This window comes from Blautia sp. AF19-10LB, assembly GCF_003461245.1.
Lineage (GTDB): Bacteria > Bacillota > Clostridia > Lachnospirales > Lachnospiraceae > Blautia_A > Blautia_A intestinihominis.
The window spans coordinates 46693-62474 of sequence record NZ_QTWS01000017.1 but is presented as its reverse complement, the minus strand read 5'-3'; the positions used below and the strand labels follow the sequence as shown (position 1 = coordinate 62474).

Below are 15782 nucleotides of genomic sequence, written 5' to 3'. Positions count from 1 at the left end.
TATTTATATATCTGATTATCTCTCAATCTTTCTTTAATTCTGTGTTATTTTTACACCGTTTACATTTTCTTCGTCCTCGTACTCTCTCAACTACTTCTGCCTGCCATTCATATCCACAATTTTTACATTTCCACCAAACACTTTTCCCAGAACCAGCTGTAATAAATTCAGGATTTAAATCTCCATTTTTCTCATAATTCCACTCAACTACAAGCTCTGGATTTGTTTGATTCAAAGTCTTTACTCCACTTTGTAAAAACGTTTTCTGTCTGGATTTCGCTTGTTTCTTTCTAGCGCATACCGGACATCCCGTAGAATTTCTTCTAGTTCGCATAATTCCAGTGGCTTTCCATTTATTTCCACACACTGAACAGTTCCACCAAATATGCTTACCATATCCAGGAACAATTTCATAAGGATTAAGGTCATTATTTGCATCCCAATCCCATTCAGAAAGTAATTGTGGATAAAGTTCTGCAAGTGAACCTCCGGCTTTTCTTATATACGTCTTTTGTACTGCCTTAACGCGCTTCTTTTTGTTACAACAAGGACATCCTTTTCCACTTCGTTGACTAATTACTTTATCTTTCCACTGATAGCCACATTCATGACATTTCCAATAAAATTGTTTCGCAGTACCTATACAAACGTTTTTCGGAGACACTTCATTTCTCTCATAATCCCAATTTTTTAATAACTCTTCATTAGATCTGACATCATTATAACCCGTCAATAATTTATGGTTACTGCAAATTGGACATCCACATTTTTTATCCTTCCTTGTTCTACTGCAAATCGCAGCCTTCCATTCATGCCCCTTTTCACAAATCCACCATACACTTTTCCCACTTCCAACAGTTACATTTTCCGGTTTATGTTCAACGTTTTTTCTATAATCCCATTGCTGTGCAATTTCCGGTCTTTGTGATGCAAGATCATTAAATCCTTTTAAAATCCTCTTTCCTGTACAATATGGGCATTTTCCACTTAATACTTCATAAGCTACAGAGCCTTGCCATTCATGTCCACATTTCCCATACCACCATACTTTTTTTGAAGACGCAACAGATACAGATTCCGGCAGTAATGTTCCATTTCGAACAGGATGCCATAGTGCCGCAATCTCTGGTGCTTTATTTTTTAACGAATTTTCTTTCTCAGTATACTCAATCAACGAATAGATTTCTGTACTGTCTCTAAGAATATTAATGTCTGATTGTATCTCTAAAGTATTTACATTTGTAAGTTCATTTAATTTCTGTAATACAAACTGAATCGCTTTCTCAATATCTTTGGGCGACTCCATTATATAATTGATAGAATCAGTATTAAGCTGCATACACCCTGGTTCTCGTACACGTATAAGTATTATGCTATTTTCTTGACATATAATATTCTTTTTTTCATCACGTTTATTACCGCTTAATTTAGAATGGCCATATATCCCATCATATTCAATAGCAATTTTATACTCAGGTATATAAATATCTAATTCCTGCAATCCTAGCCATTCCGGTTTATAGTTGGCTTTCACATCTGTAAAAACTTTTTCAACATAATACAAAACTGCTTTTTCTGGAAAAGATACTCTACGCTCTTCAGCACATTTAGGACAGCTATTTCCTCTATTCCTGTCTGATATCGCAGCTTTCCATCTATGTCCTTTTTTACACTTCCACCATACTACTGCTCTCGATCCACAAGAATATTCTTCTGGACTTCTAACATTTTTCTCATTATCCCATTCCATTTTTAACTCTGGACGAAGTGTTGCCAAATCATTTATTCCTTTGATAATTCTACGATTTTGACAAACAGGGCATCCCTTACTCCTGCAACGTTGTACTACAGACTCACTCCATTCATGTCCTTTTTCACATTTCCACCACACCTGTTTTTTTGAGCCTGGAGTCACCTCTTTGGGTGTAAGTCCATTATTCAAAATGGGATGCCAAGTTTGAGAAATTGCAGGGTTTAATGTTTCTAAATCATTAAACCCAAAGAGCACTCTCCGATTATTACAATAAGGACATTTTTGCCCTTCTACCCTACAAATTATAGGCATATCATAAGAGTGACCTTTTGGACAAATCCACCATACTTTTTTTCCTGAACCTTTTGTAACATTTTGTGGCCGTAAAGAATTATTTTTTTGCATATCCCATTCTGCCGCAATATCTGGAAAAAGAGTCTGAAGATCATTAAAACCTGGAAGTGCTTTAAAATTTGCACAATATGGACACCCATTTCTTTTTCTATACTGAGGTGCTGTTTCCCATTCACCGCCACAAATATGACATTTCCAGAAAACTTTTTTCTTTGAAGCAATTGAAATATTTTCCGGAACAATACCCATCTCAGCATTTTTTTGCCAATTCCACTGTTTCATTAATTCTGGTACATCACTTATATGTTTTGTTTCCATATTTCAGTCCTCTATAATACATAATATTAGTAATCGCTGAACAAAATATTCACTTATATTATCCTATTTTGTATTTATTATACTACCTTCATTTTTAGAAACATACAAAAATCACAAGTATTATTAAAATAATTATTTACTATTCATCGACTTATTTTCCAACAACCGGGCATTCAAGTCATCTGATTTTACTCCTATTATTGACTCAAATTGTGCTTACTCATGTTTTGAGCATCCAATTTTAAAGCTTTCAATGATCCAGCTTATACTTATTATAATATGAGTCATACAATTTAAGAAGTTTTCGTAGGCTTGATTTATACTTATTGTTATTTAAGTCATACAGTTCCTGTAATTTCGTGGACTTTGTATGTAATTACTATAGTTTAGGTCATTTTCCATCGACATTTGCGTGGACTCTATTGACAGTTATTACAATCCGGGATACTCTCCTCAGACAAAAAGAAGCCCCGAAAACCTTATAACCACTCCCAAATGAGTGCTATAAGGCTTTCAGGGCCTCTTAGTAGTTGAATTATGATAGATATCTAATCTTTACAGATTACATACCAGCCTGTGCTGCAACCTCAGCTGCGAAGTCGTCCTGGCGTTTTTCGATACCTTCTCCAGTCTCGAAACGAACGAAACCTTTGATTGTGATCTTAGCGCCGTTTGCTCTAGCAACTTCTTCTACGTATTTAGCAACGGACTGTTTTCCGTCTTCTGCTTTAACGTATGTCTGGTCAAGAAGGCAGATTTCTTTGAGTTCTTTCTTGATACGTCCAGTGATCATACCCTGGATAACCTTCTCCGGTTTCTGGGATTCCTTAGGATCGTTCTGGATCTGAGCAAGAAGGATCTCTTTCTCATGCTCGATGTACTCAGCACTTACTTCGCTGTCGCATGTGTACTGCGGTTTCAGAGCTGCGATCTGCATTGCTACGTTTCTTGCCATTTCTTTAACTGCATCGTTAACAACATCTGTCTCAACGTCTACAAGAACGCCGATCTTTCCGCCCATATGTGTGTAGGAAGCAACGAAACCGTTCTCTTCTTTCACCTGAGCGAATCTTCTGATGTTCATGTTCTCACCGATAACTGCAACCTGAGCTGCAAGAGCTTCTTTTACAGTCTTGGTTGTGTCAAGTGCCCATGCTTCTGCAAGGAAAGCATCGATATCTGCTGCGGAAGTAGTAAGTGCCTGTGCTGCAACATCTGCAACATAGCTCTGGAATTTCTCGTTCTTAGCAACGAAGTCTGTCTCAGAGTTAACTTCTACAACAACTGCGCTCTTAGCATCATCAGCAACGAGAGTCTTGCAAAGACCTTCTGCTGCAACACGGCTTGCTTTCTTCTGAGCTGTAGCAAGACCTTTTTCACGCAGGAATTCTACTGCTTTATCCATGTCACCTTCTGTAGCTGTAAGAGCTTTCTTACAATCCATCATTCCGGCGCCAGTCATTTCTCTTAATTCTTTTACCTGAGCTGCTGTAATAGCCATTGTATTTTCCTCCTGGAATTATTAAATTAATTATTCCTCTGTAGCTTCCTCAACTTCTGCTTCTTCAGCTTCTGTTGTTCCCTGATTTGCTTCGATAACAGCGTCTGCCATTTTGGAAACGATCAGTTTTACGGCACGGATAGCATCATCGTTACCCGGGATTACATAGTCAAGTTCTTCCGGATCACAGTTAGTATCGCAGATACCGATAAGCGGAATACCTAATGTATGAGCTTCCTGAACGCAGATTCTCTCTTTCTTAGGGTCAACGATGAAAATTGCATCTGGGAGACGTTTCATCTCTTTGATACCGCCAAGGTTCTTCTGCAGTTTAGCAAGTTCTTTTCTTAATTCAATAACTTCTTTCTTTGGAAGTACTTCGAAAGTTCCGTCAGCTTCCATAGCTTCGATCTGTTTCAGTCTTGCGATACGGCTCTGGATTGTCTTGAAGTTTGTAAGCATACCACCAAGCCATCTCTCGTTTACATAGTACTGTCCGCAACGCTCTGCTTCAACTTTGATAGCGTCCTGAGCCTGTTTCTTAGTACCAACGAAAAGGATGTTTCCGCCGTTAGCTACGATATCAGCTACTGCATTGTAAGCATCGTCAACCATACCTACAGACTGCTGAAGGTCGATGATATAGATACCATTTCTTTCTGTGTAGATGTACGGAGCCATTTTAGGGTTCCATCTTCTTGTCTGATGTCCGAAATGAACACCTGCTTCCAAAAGCTGTTTCATTGAAATAACGCTCATGATTTTTCTCCTTTTTGGTTAAATTCTTCCGCACAGATCACTTTCTATCCGGACCCAACCTCACACCGTAAGGGCACCATCCATCGGAATCTCTGTACGTGACTTTTTATTTGTGCGTCTTTACGCACATTGCAACTTCTAGAGTATAGCATAAGAAAACCCTCCGTGTAAAGAGGGTTTTCGCACTTTTTCTTATGAATTTTACTGATTCTTTAACATTTTACGCTTTCTTTCAGTTCTGTTACTTCTTTCTCTGTCAGCGGACGGCATTCGCCTTTTTTGAGATCATCCGGGAGGGTGAGAGTTCCCATGGAGATCCTTTTGAGGTAGATGACCGGTGTTCCGACTGCTTCCATCATCCGTTTGACCTGGTGGAATTTGCCCTCGTGGATCGTCAGATGGAGTTCTGTGTAGACTTCCGGGAGATTTTCTCTGCGGACACGTGCTGTCTGTCCGAAAGATCCGTCTGTCTCTTCAAAGCTTCCGCCTACGATTTCTGCTTTTGCCGGCATGGTCAGTTTCGCTTCTCCGATATCCACGCCTTCTTCAAGTTTCGCGACTGCTTCCGGTGTCACATTCCCCTCTACTCTGACAAAATAGGTCTTGTCCACATGTTTTCCCGGGGCAAGCAGTTCGTGCGCCAGCATTCCGTCGTCGGTGATCAGGAGAAGTCCTTCTGTATCCTTGTCAAGACGGCCTACCGGAAAAAGTCCCTTCCTGTCAGATGGTACATATTCCATGACAGTTCTGTCGTTTCTGTCTTCTGTTGCACTGACGCAGCCCGCCGGCTTATTCAGAAGATAATAGACAAACTCCGGTGCCGCACCAACCGTCTCACCTGCAAGCACGACTACGTCTTTGTCCTGATCGACTTTAAGCTCCGGTTTCTTCGCCGGTGTTCCGTTGACCTGAACCTGACCTTTCTGTATAAATTTCTTTACTTCACTTCTGGTTCCCTTCCCTGCATCCGCAAGAAATTTATCCAGTCTTACTGCTTTTGCCATAATCACTCCTCATTCTGTCTCACTTTCCAAACCAGGCGAGCCACCTGCCCGAACTGTTTATGGTCTTCTGGTAGGTTGTCATTGTATCTCCGTCATCGTCACTGTTATCAGAAAACTCCGGGCTGATTCCAAGTTCCTGCATTTTGTCCAGTACGAAATCTGGTACATCTGCTCTCTTTAGAAACAGGGAATTCATCATCTCCCCCTGTTCCATGTAAACGGCAACAGCTACATTGGAAACTGTCTCCGTATCACCGCCCGCATATGCATTCCGTTCCAGGACCAGTGCATTCTGGATTGCTTTTATTTCCTCTGGTTTCGTATAAAAAAACTCTTCCTGTTCGGAAATGTTTTCCTCTTCATAATAAGTCAGTGAGATCTTGTTGATATCCAGTTCTTCTATTGTCAGAGGATATCCTGTTTTCTTAAGAATTGCAAGTGTATTTTTGAAAGAAGGTGGAACTCCAAGGTTCCAGTCCACATACGTAACTTCTTCATTGTTCTTGCCCGGCACAAGACTGTTGATATTACTTCTGACCGGAAGTGCATAATTAAAGTCAAGCTGGATTATTATTTCTTCCATCATATCTTCTGCTGATGCGGACTCGATGTCTTTTTTCAGTGCATCGAGAAGTTCCTGTTTCTGTCTGTCATCATTCTGGAAGATACTGTACCCCATTCCACATGCATCTGTCATTCCTATGGTCGTCAGATATTTTTCATCCAGATCCAGAAATTCGTATTTTTTCTCTTTGAGATTTTCTTCTGCGTACAATCCTTTCATGAGAGTTCTCAGATTCTTCACATCAGCCCAGTAACCTCTGCATACAACACGCCCGGATTTCAATGTATATTTCACAGAGATAAAATAAGATCTCTTTTTTGCTTTATCAACATTCAGGCTGTCTTTCACGATATTTTCAAGAGCCTCGTATGTCTCGTCTCCGATCCCGTCTGCCCCTGTCAGAGCATTTGCCGGATCGTACCAGTTATAATTATCTGTCAGATCATAAAATTCTCCATCTGCTGCTTTCTCTATATGAGCATAATAATCCTGATCATATCCGTTACTGATATTCACAGATGCAAGCTCCTCCTGTTTCGGAAGATAGCTGTCAAAATGAAGAAGGTCTTTCTGATAGATCATCGCACATCCGAACACAAGCACTCCTGCCAGTACAAGCTGCATTTTTTTTGCAAAAAATTTCTGGAAGCTCATATGGTAGATAATTTCTATCATACCATGTGAAAGTACCGTTCCCAGGATCAGGCCGAACACCCACCAGATCAGTTTTGTCCTTCCATCTGCCTGCGGATAAAAGATCCAGCCCACTGCCAGTCCTGTCGGGATCACGACCATAAATTTCACCAGTACTGCTACCCATCTGTATACCATGGATCTTCCTGCTGCCTCAGAAGGTCTTTTTTCATAGGCGATCCAGGAAAGAACTGCCAGTACAACGATAAGGATCACAAGTGCCACAAGATATTTCGCCGCGTGTCCGGCTGAGTAGGCATCTGCCAGACTGAACGCAAATGCCGCAGGCGAAGCATCCTTCAAAAGAAATGCCATGATCCCATATCTCTTATCTATAAAAGTATCCAGAAAAGTAAGTCCGCATGCCGCCAGGACAAGTTCCAGTGCGATCCCGTACAGATATATTCCACCCAAAGTCAGGATTCCCATCAGCATATTTCCCGTTATACATAAGACCAGTACAACGCTGAAGTAGATCATCAGATAAACGAGCAGGTGAAGGCACAGCATTTTTACTGCCATTCCCATAAGTTCCAGGCTGAAAAGCCCCCTCGCTGCCCCAACACAGACTGTCAGAAATTCTATAACGATATATGACACCAGATAGTAGATCAGTCCCATTACTGCCTTTTCTGCAAAAAGTTCTGACCGTTTCATTGGAAGACTGTGATAAAAATTCGTTTTCTTTCTGGAATACAGATACAGGAATCCATTTACTGCATTCATAAATCCTGCCGCCATCGCAACAGCCATTCCTGTCAGGACAAATCCATCCTTCCACAAACGATAATACAAAAGTGTGATCTGATCCTGCGTATATCCCAGATTTCTCCAGGATCCCAGTTTCTCCAGTCCTATCACCGGAAATGCCAGGATAAATCCAAGTGTCAGAAACGCCGGTATCCATGCCTGTCCTTTGGATACCGTTTTGATATATTTAGAAGAAAAGATTCTGGATCTCATAACCAGCCACCTCCGTTTCACTGATAAAAATTTCTTCCAGACTCAGTGGAAGTACCTCGCAGAACAGTGGATTTTTTTCCTGGATCCTGTGCATGATCTCTGTCCTTGTCCCCCTTGCAGTGATAAGCGTGAGGGATCCCTGATGATCGATTTTGAGGACATCCAGTTCTTTCCTGAGTGCGTCTTCCAGTTTCTTATCCTGTAATACACACTGGATCTTGTGGATATGGAATTTCATGTCTTCCAGATCTTTACTGAGGATCATGCCGCCCTTATGCAAAAGACCCACATGGTCACAGATATCCTCGAGTTCCCTCAAGTTATGTGATGCGAGGACCGGTGTGAATTCCCGGCTCAGGATCTCTGCTGCAAAAAGGCTCTTGACACCCTGCCGCACCACCGGATCCAGTCCGTCAAAAGTTTCATCGCAGAGAAGATATTTCGTTCCTGCACTGATTCCCAGAAGTACCATGAGCAGCTTCTTCATTCCTTTCGAAAAACTGCTGATCCGCTGTTTCTCATCAAGCCGGAACTGCCGCATCAGTTTGGAAAAACGCTGGATCTCAAACTTCGGATAATGAAGCCTGTAAAAAGCCGCCATATCTGCCGGTGTAAAATTTGTCGGAAAATAGCAGTCATCAGATATGTAAAAAAACAGCTCTTTCGCAGTTTCATTGTCATAGACTTCCATATCGTCAACGGTGATGCTGCCTTTATCTGGCTTCAGGATTCCTGCTACCATTCGAAGCAGGGTACTTTTTCCTGCTCCATTGCTTCCAACCAGTCCGAACACTTCCCTCTCTCCAATATCCATGGAAACGTTATTGACCGCCTGAAGTGCTCCAAATGCCTTGCTGCACTCTCTGATCTCTATCATTTCTGTTCCTCCTTGTACCCTCTCTGTACTAATGTGAGCAGTTCCTTTTCTTCAAATCCACTTCGACAGCCTCGCTTTACCAGTTCGAGAAATTCGCTGCGAAAATCTTCTTTGTATTTTTCCTGTATCTTCTGTGTGTCTGCCACGAAATTCCCCTTGCCTTTCACCGGGTAGATCAGTCCTTCCTGCTCCAGCGTCATATACGCTCTCTGGATCGTGTTTGGGTTGACCGACAGTTCTATTGCCAGCTGCCGTACAGATGGAAGTCTGGAATCAGCCGGCAGTGCGCCCTGATAGATCAGCGTCCGGAATTTCTCTGTTACCTGTTCGTACAACGGCCGCCTGTCCTGATAGTCTAAAACGATCATAGGTCCTCCTTTCCTGCATTTTCTATGTGTATATAGTGTACTAATTGTTTTAATACGCTCATTCTAGCATATCCATGCCTTTCAGACAATACTTTCAAATCTAAAATTTCCACAAAGCCGGTTTGAGCCGTTCGGGCAATAAAAAAACTCCCGGAATAAAATCTCATTCCAGAAGTTTCTTTTTCTTATATGATCCTTCGCTGTTCTGTATCCGTACGGTTTCGGAAATAGCTGATCCCGGCGCACATTCCAGTCAGAAGCAGAACCAGCATCACGGCAATTCCCATCGGATATCTATCAAGCAGCCATGCCGCCAGTTCAGGAAGGACCAGCGACCATATATTGGCACCCATGTGGAGCAGGACACTTGTCCACAGGCTGCCTGTCTGTTCAAGAAAATACGCGAAAAGACATCCGAGTATACTTGCATAGACACCCTGCACCAGATTTCCATGATAAATGCCAAAGAACAGACCGGAGATCACGATCGCCTCACCGGAGCGCATATAATCCCGGAGTCTCAGATAGATCAGCCAGCGGAACACGATCTCCTCCGCAAGTGGTGCTATGATTCCCATGCACACGATCAGGAAAAACATGCTCTTGCCATCCGTCAACTGGCTCATCGTCTCCTGATATTCCTCTGCATTGAGAAAGGAACCTATCATATTGACGAACATATTTGCAAACTGCGCAAAACCAGCTCCCATGACCAGGATCAGTCCGCATTCGCCAATGCTTAACCGATTCGGTTTCTGTCCTGTTACCAGCCCGCCGGCTATTCTCGCCCGACAGTCCTTCTTGTAAAAGTACAGACAGGGAATCATAGTGATAAGTCCGGTAAGCCCTGTGAGCAGGATCGCATTATTATAATAAGCCTCCGTTCCCCCTTCGCCCAAAAGCTGCATCGCAAGCCAGATTCCTGCATACCCTATGATCTGTGAGATCAGAAAATGGATTCCGCATGGATAAAGAACTCTCCATATCCGGTGGATGCGGCTTTGTTTACGCAGAGGGCTCAGTCGAAAAAATGAAGCAGTTCATCGACAGAATCAACGATCTTGAGAGGATTCGCCTCTGTCAGTTCTTCCTGTGTTCCATAACCATATGCAACTGCCACACAGTCAAGTCCTGCCGCACGCGCGCCAAGAACATCGTGCTCTTTATCACCTACCATGAGAACTTCGTTTCGTTTATCGCTCATGTTGATGCGTTTCAATGCTTCCTCGATCACCTCTGATTTGCTTGTTCTGGCACCGTTCATTTCACTTCCTACAACCACATCAAAATAAGAACTCAGCTTGAAATAATCAAGGATCTGCGTTACATAGTACTCTGGTTTTGAGGAAGCGACTGCCAGAATGTAACCTTTGCGTTTCAGTTCCTGAAGCATCTCCTCCACACCCTCATATGGATGATTCTCGTAAATTCCCTTTACTTCATATCGTTCTCTGTAAAATTCTACTGCCTTGCGTCCAGTAGCCTCGTCCACACCGGCGTATTTCATGAACTGTTCCATGAGCGGCGGTCCGACAAAGACTTTCAGTTTCTCCAGGTCTTCTTCTGGTTTTCCGATCTTTTCCAGTGCATACTGAACGGATTTGGTGATTCCCTCGCCAGACTCTGTCAGTGTTCCATCCAGATCAAAAAAAATTGCTTTATACATAAATTTCCTCCATTGTCAAAAAATATTATACGTTAGTATAGCATTCTTTTTTGCTTCCGTCCACGACAATTCTTTCCTGCACATTATGGCTGTCTCGATTTCTGTCTGCATTTCCTGTGGGTTCAGTTTCAGCAGGATCCTGCTGCTCCTCCAGTGCCAGTCTGCTTCTTTTCCATTTATCCGGATCGAGACAACTGCGATCACACGTGATCGATCCGGGATGATTTCTGCCTCTGCTGCATTCCGGATCTCTTTTCTGCAGTAAATGAGCTGCGTTTTCTGGCGGCATTCTTCTTCGGTAAGCTCTTCTTCTTTTTGTGGAACTGTCAGGATATTTTTCTGGATTTCTGAGACCGGGGTTGGAGTGGGACTGATGGATGGGATTGGTGTCATTGTTGGTGTGGGGGAAGGAATTGGTGTTGGAGATATGTCTGCGATCTGTTGTTCTGTATTTTCAATATTGTAAAGGGTATCATTACTGTTCTGATGGTCTGCGGCCCTGGCGGTTTCTGAGCTGTTATTTTGAGACACGGTGTTGTTGTTTGAAGTTCCATCTTCATACGAGTCTGCTGAGAAAAAATCGTTCCAGTCTGTTTCTGGCTGTGCGGTATTGGTGTTTCCTGTCGTGTAACTTCCTGCACCTGCGCCAGAGGAATCGTCTCCTGTATTCCAGGAATCTTCTGTGTTGCTCCAATTGTTGTTACTGTCATAATTATCATTGTCGGACGATGTCGTCCCGCCTGTGGTTTCTTCCTGATCCCAACTGGAATCATCCTCGAAACTTCCTGTTCCCATATCAACATCAAAGCCGCCCAGTTCGATTGCCTGGACAACCTTTACTGCGAGCAGTAAAAATATCAACAGCGAAACTCCTGCCAGAAAGTTCTTTTTTATTTTGAGGATGCTTCTTTTTTCCATGCTTCTATCTGATTCTGTGTTATCCGACTGTTGTCTGTTTTCTTTTCTGATGTCTGTTTTTCCCATTCTCTGTATACCTCCATACTCTGTTCATATCGCCCCTGTCTGTTGAGAAAGTTTCCAAACTCCAGATAGCCTGCTCCGTATTCCGGTTCGTATGTGATCAGCTGTCTGTAATAAAACTCTGCTTTGTTTGCTTTGCCAAGCAGTTCTCCGTTCCACGCCAGTAATTCCAGGAGGCGGATCTGCTCTTCACTTTTTCTGTAGAGTTTGAGCATCTGCTGTAATCTGTGTTCCGTATCCAGGCAGAAAAGTTCTCTGGATTTTTTATCGCTGCTTTGATATTCCATGCTATAAAATCTGGCTGTCACGGCTGCCAGTGCGTTCTGGAATTCTGGAAGTACCGGCTGCTGTTCTGCGCCGTGGATAACTGCCAGGAGGGTGAGGAGTGCAGCACAGACCGGAACCAGGACGGATTTCAGGGAGAATGGTTTCCAATTGATCTTTGCAAGATATTTTTCTGCTTCTTCTGCATTCTGCCAGCGTTTGTCCGGGTCCTGGCGGCAGCATTTGTGAATGAATTTTGCGAATTGCGGGGAGCGGATATAATAGTGGTATTTCTTTTTTCCGCAAAGTTTTTGCAGTGTTTTGCCGAGGGCGTAGAAATCGCTGGGTGCGGTCAGGATGCCTTCGTATTGTTCCGGAGCGGCGTAGCCTTTTGTTCCCTTTATCGTTTTTCTTGCAGTTTTGTAACTGCACAGGGCGCTTCCAAAATCTATGAGGTAGATTTTTCCATTTTCATCTAAGATTAAGTTGTCTGGTTTTAAGTCGCCATAATAAATGGGGGGTTTTTGTGAATGCAGGTATTGAAAAATTTGAAGAATTGTATGGGTGATCGTTAAGATTTGGTCAAAAGAAAATTGATAAGATTCTTTTAGATGGGATTCAAGGGATTTGCCTTTGATGTATTCCATGACGAGGTAGCAGGAATCGTCTTGTTCGGTGTAGTCTGTCATTCTTGGGAGGGATGGGTGGTTGAGATGTTTTAGAAGTTTTGCTTCGGTTTTCTTTGAGATGGGGAGTTGTTTGATGGTCCAGAAGGTGCCCAGGTCCATATCGCGGGAGAGGTAAGTGGTTCCCTCCCCGCCCTCTCCTATCTTGGATATGATGCAGTAGCGGTTTTTTAGAATTTTGCCTGTTAAATCTATATTTATTCTCCTTTCTAATTTTCCAAAACCGTCCGAGGGGGAACGCACTCGAAGTTGCGAAGGCCGTTTTTTCCCCCTCGGGCTCCCCCTTTTTCGACCACGCTTTGTGTGAACAAAAGGGGAAAGGTGAGGGACGGAAACTTTACATGCGGTCTGGGGCTGAGAAGCCCAGGAGGTCGATGCTGGTTTCGAGGATGTTTTTGGTGAGGCTCAGGAGTTTGAGGAAGGATTCTTTCTGGCCCTGGTTTTCTTCGCTCAGGATCTTGGTCTCGTGGTAGAAGCTGTTGAAGGCGTTGGAGACTTCGTAGATGTAAGCGCAGATTTTGTGTGGTGCTTTTTCTTCGAAGGCGTTTTCGATGGTGCTTCCGAATTTGGTCAGTTCCAGCATGAGGTTTTTCTGGCTGGTGTTTACTGCCGGGAGGAGTTCTCCGGATTCGAGGTTTCCGCCTTCTTCTTTGTAACGGTTCAGGATGGATTTGATTCGTACAATTGTGTAGAGGATGTACGGACCTGTGTTTCCTTCGAAGGAGGTGAAGCGGTCGATGTCGAAGACGTAGTCTTTGGTTGCCTGGTTGGAGAGGTCACCGTATTTGATTGCGGAGAGGCCTACTACTTTGGCTGTTTCCTGCGCATCCTGGTCTTTGACGCTTCTGTTTTCGACAATCTTGTGGAACATTTCTTCGTCGATGTCTGCGATCAGGTTTTCAAGACGCATAACGCCGCCGTCTCTTGTCTTGAATGGTTTGCCGTCTTTTCCGTTCATGGTACCGAAGCCAAGGAAGGAAAGTTCTGTCTCTGGTTTTACGAGACCGGTCTTTCTTGCGCAGCGGAATACCTGGATGAAGTGGAGTTCCTGGCGTTTGTCTACGACGTAGAGGATCTCATCCGGATCGAAGAGTTTTACTCGTTCTACGATCGTTGCAAGGTCTGTTGTTGTATAAAGGGATGCTCCGTCGGATTTGAGAAGCATGCATGGCGGGATTTCTTTGGTGTCTGTGTCTTCTTTGACATCTACAACGAGTGCTCCCTGATCTTCGTATGCGAAGCCCTGGTCTTTCATCATCTGGACCATATCCGGGATGTATGGCTGTGCGTCGGATTCCTTTTTCCAGAGGTCGAAGGATACATTTAAATTGCTGTAGTTTCTCTTGAGGTCAGTTACGGAAACCTGCATGATGTGGTTCCAGAGAGCCATGTAGCCTGGTTTGCCCTGCTGTAACTGATGTGTTGCCTCAAGTGCCTCGTTACGGTATTCCTCATCTACTTTGGATTTACCGCTTGCACATGGATAGATCTCTTCCAGTTCGCTGATGGTGAACGGTGCTTCCTGCGGGTATTCTCCCTGATAGCTGTCGTCAAAGTAAACAAGCTCCGGTTTGCGGTGTTTGAGTTCTGTGATGATAAGTCCCATCTGGAGTCCCCAGTCACCGAGATGTACGTCACCGATCACCTTGTGTCCTACATATCTGCCGATACGTTTGATACTCTCTCCGATGATCGCGGAACGAAGATGTCCTACGTGGAGCGGTTTTGCTACGTTCGGTCCGCCGTAGTCGATGATGATGGTCTTTGGTGTCTCTGCAGTCCTGACAGAGTATTTCGGGTCTGCTTCCATTTCCTTAAGGTAGTCTGCAAGGAATTCTTCTCTGACTCTGAGGTTGATAAAACCTGGTTTTACAACCTCTGCCATAGAAAAGATCTTGCTGTCCTTGAGATATACAACTACATCATCTGCGATCATGAACGGTGCTTTCTTGTAAGCTTTGGCTCCTGCCATTGCTCCGTTGCACTGATATTCACATAAGTCAGGACGGTTGGAAACGGTTACTTTGCCGTATGACGGATCATATCCGGCTTTTTCAAAAGCAGAAGCAAGTTCCTCTGCCATTAATTCCATAAGTTTTTTCATTATCATATCTCCTTATTTTACAGTTACTTTTTTGGAGCAGGCTACGGCGAGTGCTCCGTGTCCGATGTGGCAGGCTACACTTAAAGAAAGCGGATCCATATGGATGTCCAGACCCGGGAATGCTGCCTGAACTTCATTCTTGAATTCCTCTGCTTCTTCTTTGTTTCCTGTATATGCCATCTGGAGGCACATTTCTCCTGCTTCTGCATATTCCTTAAAACGGCTGTCCCAGTCTTCTCTCATTGCTTTGAGCATGACTTTCTTTGCCTGTTTCTTACCTCTTACCTTGGCATAGGCATCCAATTTCTCTCCCTGGATCTGAAGAACCGGTTTCAGGTTGAGAACAGTTCCGATCGCTGCTGCTGCCGGAGTGATCCTGCCGCCTTTTTTGAGATATTTCAGTGTTTCCAGTGTGATGTAGATGCTGGATTCCATTTTTTCCGCTTCGAGAACTTCTTTGATCTCTGCGGCTGTCTTGCCTACATCACGCAGTGCCAGTGCATCCAGAACGGACTGACGCTGTGTTACGGAAATCCTCTGGTTGTTGACAACCTGTACTTTGCCGCCATATTCTCTGGAAAGTGCTGTTGCAGTATCGCATGCTGCACTTAATCCGCTGGACATCGGAATGTGCACAACCTCATCATACTCCTCCAGAAGATTGTCCCACAGTCCGCAGACTTCTGCCGGGCCTGGCTGTGAAGTAGAGATTGCTTCATCGTTCTTGAGCTTCTCATAAAATTCTTCCTGAGAAAGTGTGATCCCCTCAAGATACATAACATCATTAATATAAAAAGGCATCGGGAGGACAGAAATTCCAAGCTCTCGTCCTTCATCCTGTGTAATGCCACTGTTACTGTCTGTTACAATCGCAATTTTTCCCATACTGTATCTCCTCATGTGTTTTTCTGTTTTCAGATAACAAT

General features: G+C 43.5%; 13 protein-coding genes. All 13 read right to left on the bottom strand.

All coding sequences use genetic code 11. From position 1 onward, the window contains the following. Positions 1 to 22: 22 nt before the first annotated feature. The gene (locus DWX28_RS10660) at positions 23 to 2425 is read right to left on the bottom strand and encodes a zinc-ribbon domain-containing protein (protein WP_118252666.1); all 2403 of its coding nucleotides are present in this window, start codon (positions 2423 to 2425) and stop codon (positions 23 to 25) included. Positions 2426 to 2987: 562 nt separating this feature from the next. Beyond that, positions 2988 to 3926, bottom strand: a complete 939-nt coding sequence (gene tsf / locus DWX28_RS10655) for a translation elongation factor Ts (RefSeq protein WP_118252665.1) — start codon at positions 3924 to 3926, stop codon at positions 2988 to 2990. A 30-nt stretch (positions 3927 to 3956) separates the two neighbouring features. Further along, a complete protein-coding gene (rpsB, locus tag DWX28_RS10650) occupies positions 3957 to 4685 on the bottom strand; it encodes a 30S ribosomal protein S2 (RefSeq protein ID WP_118252664.1) in 729 nt (242 codons plus the stop codon). 212 nt (positions 4686 to 4897) lie between these two features. Then, entirely contained in the window at positions 4898 to 5689 is a 792-nt protein-coding gene (locus DWX28_RS10645; protein WP_022214348.1) for a pseudouridine synthase, read from the bottom strand. Between the two features lie 19 nt (positions 5690 to 5708). Beyond that, the gene (locus DWX28_RS10640) at positions 5709 to 7910 is read right to left on the bottom strand and encodes a DUF6449 domain-containing protein (RefSeq protein WP_118252663.1); all 2202 of its coding nucleotides are present in this window, start codon (positions 7908 to 7910) and stop codon (positions 5709 to 5711) included. After that, the gene (locus tag DWX28_RS10635) at positions 7885 to 8787 is read right to left on the bottom strand and encodes an ABC transporter ATP-binding protein (RefSeq protein ID WP_022214350.1); all 903 of its coding nucleotides are present in this window, start codon (positions 8785 to 8787) and stop codon (positions 7885 to 7887) included. The genes DWX28_RS10640 and DWX28_RS10635 overlap by 26 nt, the downstream gene beginning before the upstream one ends. Beyond that, a complete protein-coding gene (locus DWX28_RS10630) occupies positions 8784 to 9155 on the bottom strand; it encodes a GntR family transcriptional regulator (protein WP_022214351.1) in 372 nt (123 codons plus the stop codon). The genes DWX28_RS10635 and DWX28_RS10630 overlap by 4 nt, the downstream gene beginning before the upstream one ends. 185 nt (positions 9156 to 9340) lie before the next feature. After that, positions 9341 to 10063, bottom strand: coding sequence for a CPBP family intramembrane glutamic endopeptidase (locus tag DWX28_RS10625; RefSeq protein ID WP_243002410.1), 723 nt, complete (start codon positions 10061 to 10063; stop codon positions 9341 to 9343). A 110-nt stretch (positions 10064 to 10173) separates the two neighbouring features. Further along, positions 10174 to 10821, bottom strand: a complete 648-nt coding sequence (locus tag DWX28_RS10620; protein WP_022214353.1) for an HAD-IA family hydrolase — start codon at positions 10819 to 10821, stop codon at positions 10174 to 10176. Between the two features lie 15 nt (positions 10822 to 10836). Then, the gene (locus DWX28_RS10615; protein ID WP_158565304.1) at positions 10837 to 11682 is read right to left on the bottom strand and encodes a hypothetical protein; all 846 of its coding nucleotides are present in this window, start codon (positions 11680 to 11682) and stop codon (positions 10837 to 10839) included. Between the two features lie 29 nt (positions 11683 to 11711). After that, entirely contained in the window at positions 11712 to 12995 is a 1284-nt protein-coding gene (locus DWX28_RS10610; RefSeq protein WP_118252660.1) for a serine/threonine protein kinase, read from the bottom strand. A gap of 94 nt (positions 12996 to 13089) precedes the next feature. Further along, positions 13090 to 14856, bottom strand: a complete 1767-nt coding sequence (gene argS, locus DWX28_RS10605) for an arginine--tRNA ligase (protein ID WP_022214356.1) — start codon at positions 14854 to 14856, stop codon at positions 13090 to 13092. Positions 14857 to 14868: 12 nt separating this feature from the next. Next, the gene (locus DWX28_RS10600) at positions 14869 to 15741 is read right to left on the bottom strand and encodes a DegV family protein (protein ID WP_022214357.1); all 873 of its coding nucleotides are present in this window, start codon (positions 15739 to 15741) and stop codon (positions 14869 to 14871) included. Positions 15742 to 15782 lie beyond the last annotated feature (41 nt).

Bases quoted from the DNA above. Each gene is read 5' to 3' on its own strand.
- DWX28_RS10660 (WP_118252666.1), bottom strand. From the start codon at position 2,425: ATGGAAACAAAACATATAAGTGATGTACCAGAATTAATGAAACAGTGG.
- rpsB (WP_118252664.1), bottom strand. From the start codon at position 4,685: ATGAGCGTTATTTCAATGAAACAGCTTTTGGAAGCAGGTGTTCATTTC.
- argS (WP_022214356.1), bottom strand. From the start codon at position 14,856: ATGAAAAAACTTATGGAATTAATGGCAGAGGAACTTGCTTCTGCTTTT.
- tsf (WP_118252665.1), bottom strand. From the start codon at position 3,926: ATGGCTATTACAGCAGCTCAGGTAAAAGAATTAAGAGAAATGACTGGC.
- DWX28_RS10635 (WP_022214350.1), bottom strand. From the start codon at position 8,787: ATGATAGAGATCAGAGAGTGCAGCAAGGCATTTGGAGCACTTCAGGCG.
- DWX28_RS10640 (WP_118252663.1), bottom strand. From the start codon at position 7,910: ATGAGATCCAGAATCTTTTCTTCTAAATATATCAAAACGGTATCCAAA.
- DWX28_RS10600 (WP_022214357.1), bottom strand. From the start codon at position 15,741: ATGGGAAAAATTGCGATTGTAACAGACAGTAACAGTGGCATTACACAG.
- DWX28_RS10645 (WP_022214348.1), bottom strand. From the start codon at position 5,689: ATGGCAAAAGCAGTAAGACTGGATAAATTTCTTGCGGATGCAGGGAAG.
- DWX28_RS10620 (WP_022214353.1), bottom strand. From the start codon at position 10,821: ATGTATAAAGCAATTTTTTTTGATCTGGATGGAACACTGACAGAGTCT.
- DWX28_RS10630 (WP_022214351.1), bottom strand. From the start codon at position 9,155: ATGATCGTTTTAGACTATCAGGACAGGCGGCCGTTGTACGAACAGGTA.
- DWX28_RS10625 (WP_243002410.1), bottom strand. From the start codon at position 10,063: ATGCAGCTTTTGGGCGAAGGGGGAACGGAGGCTTATTATAATAATGCG.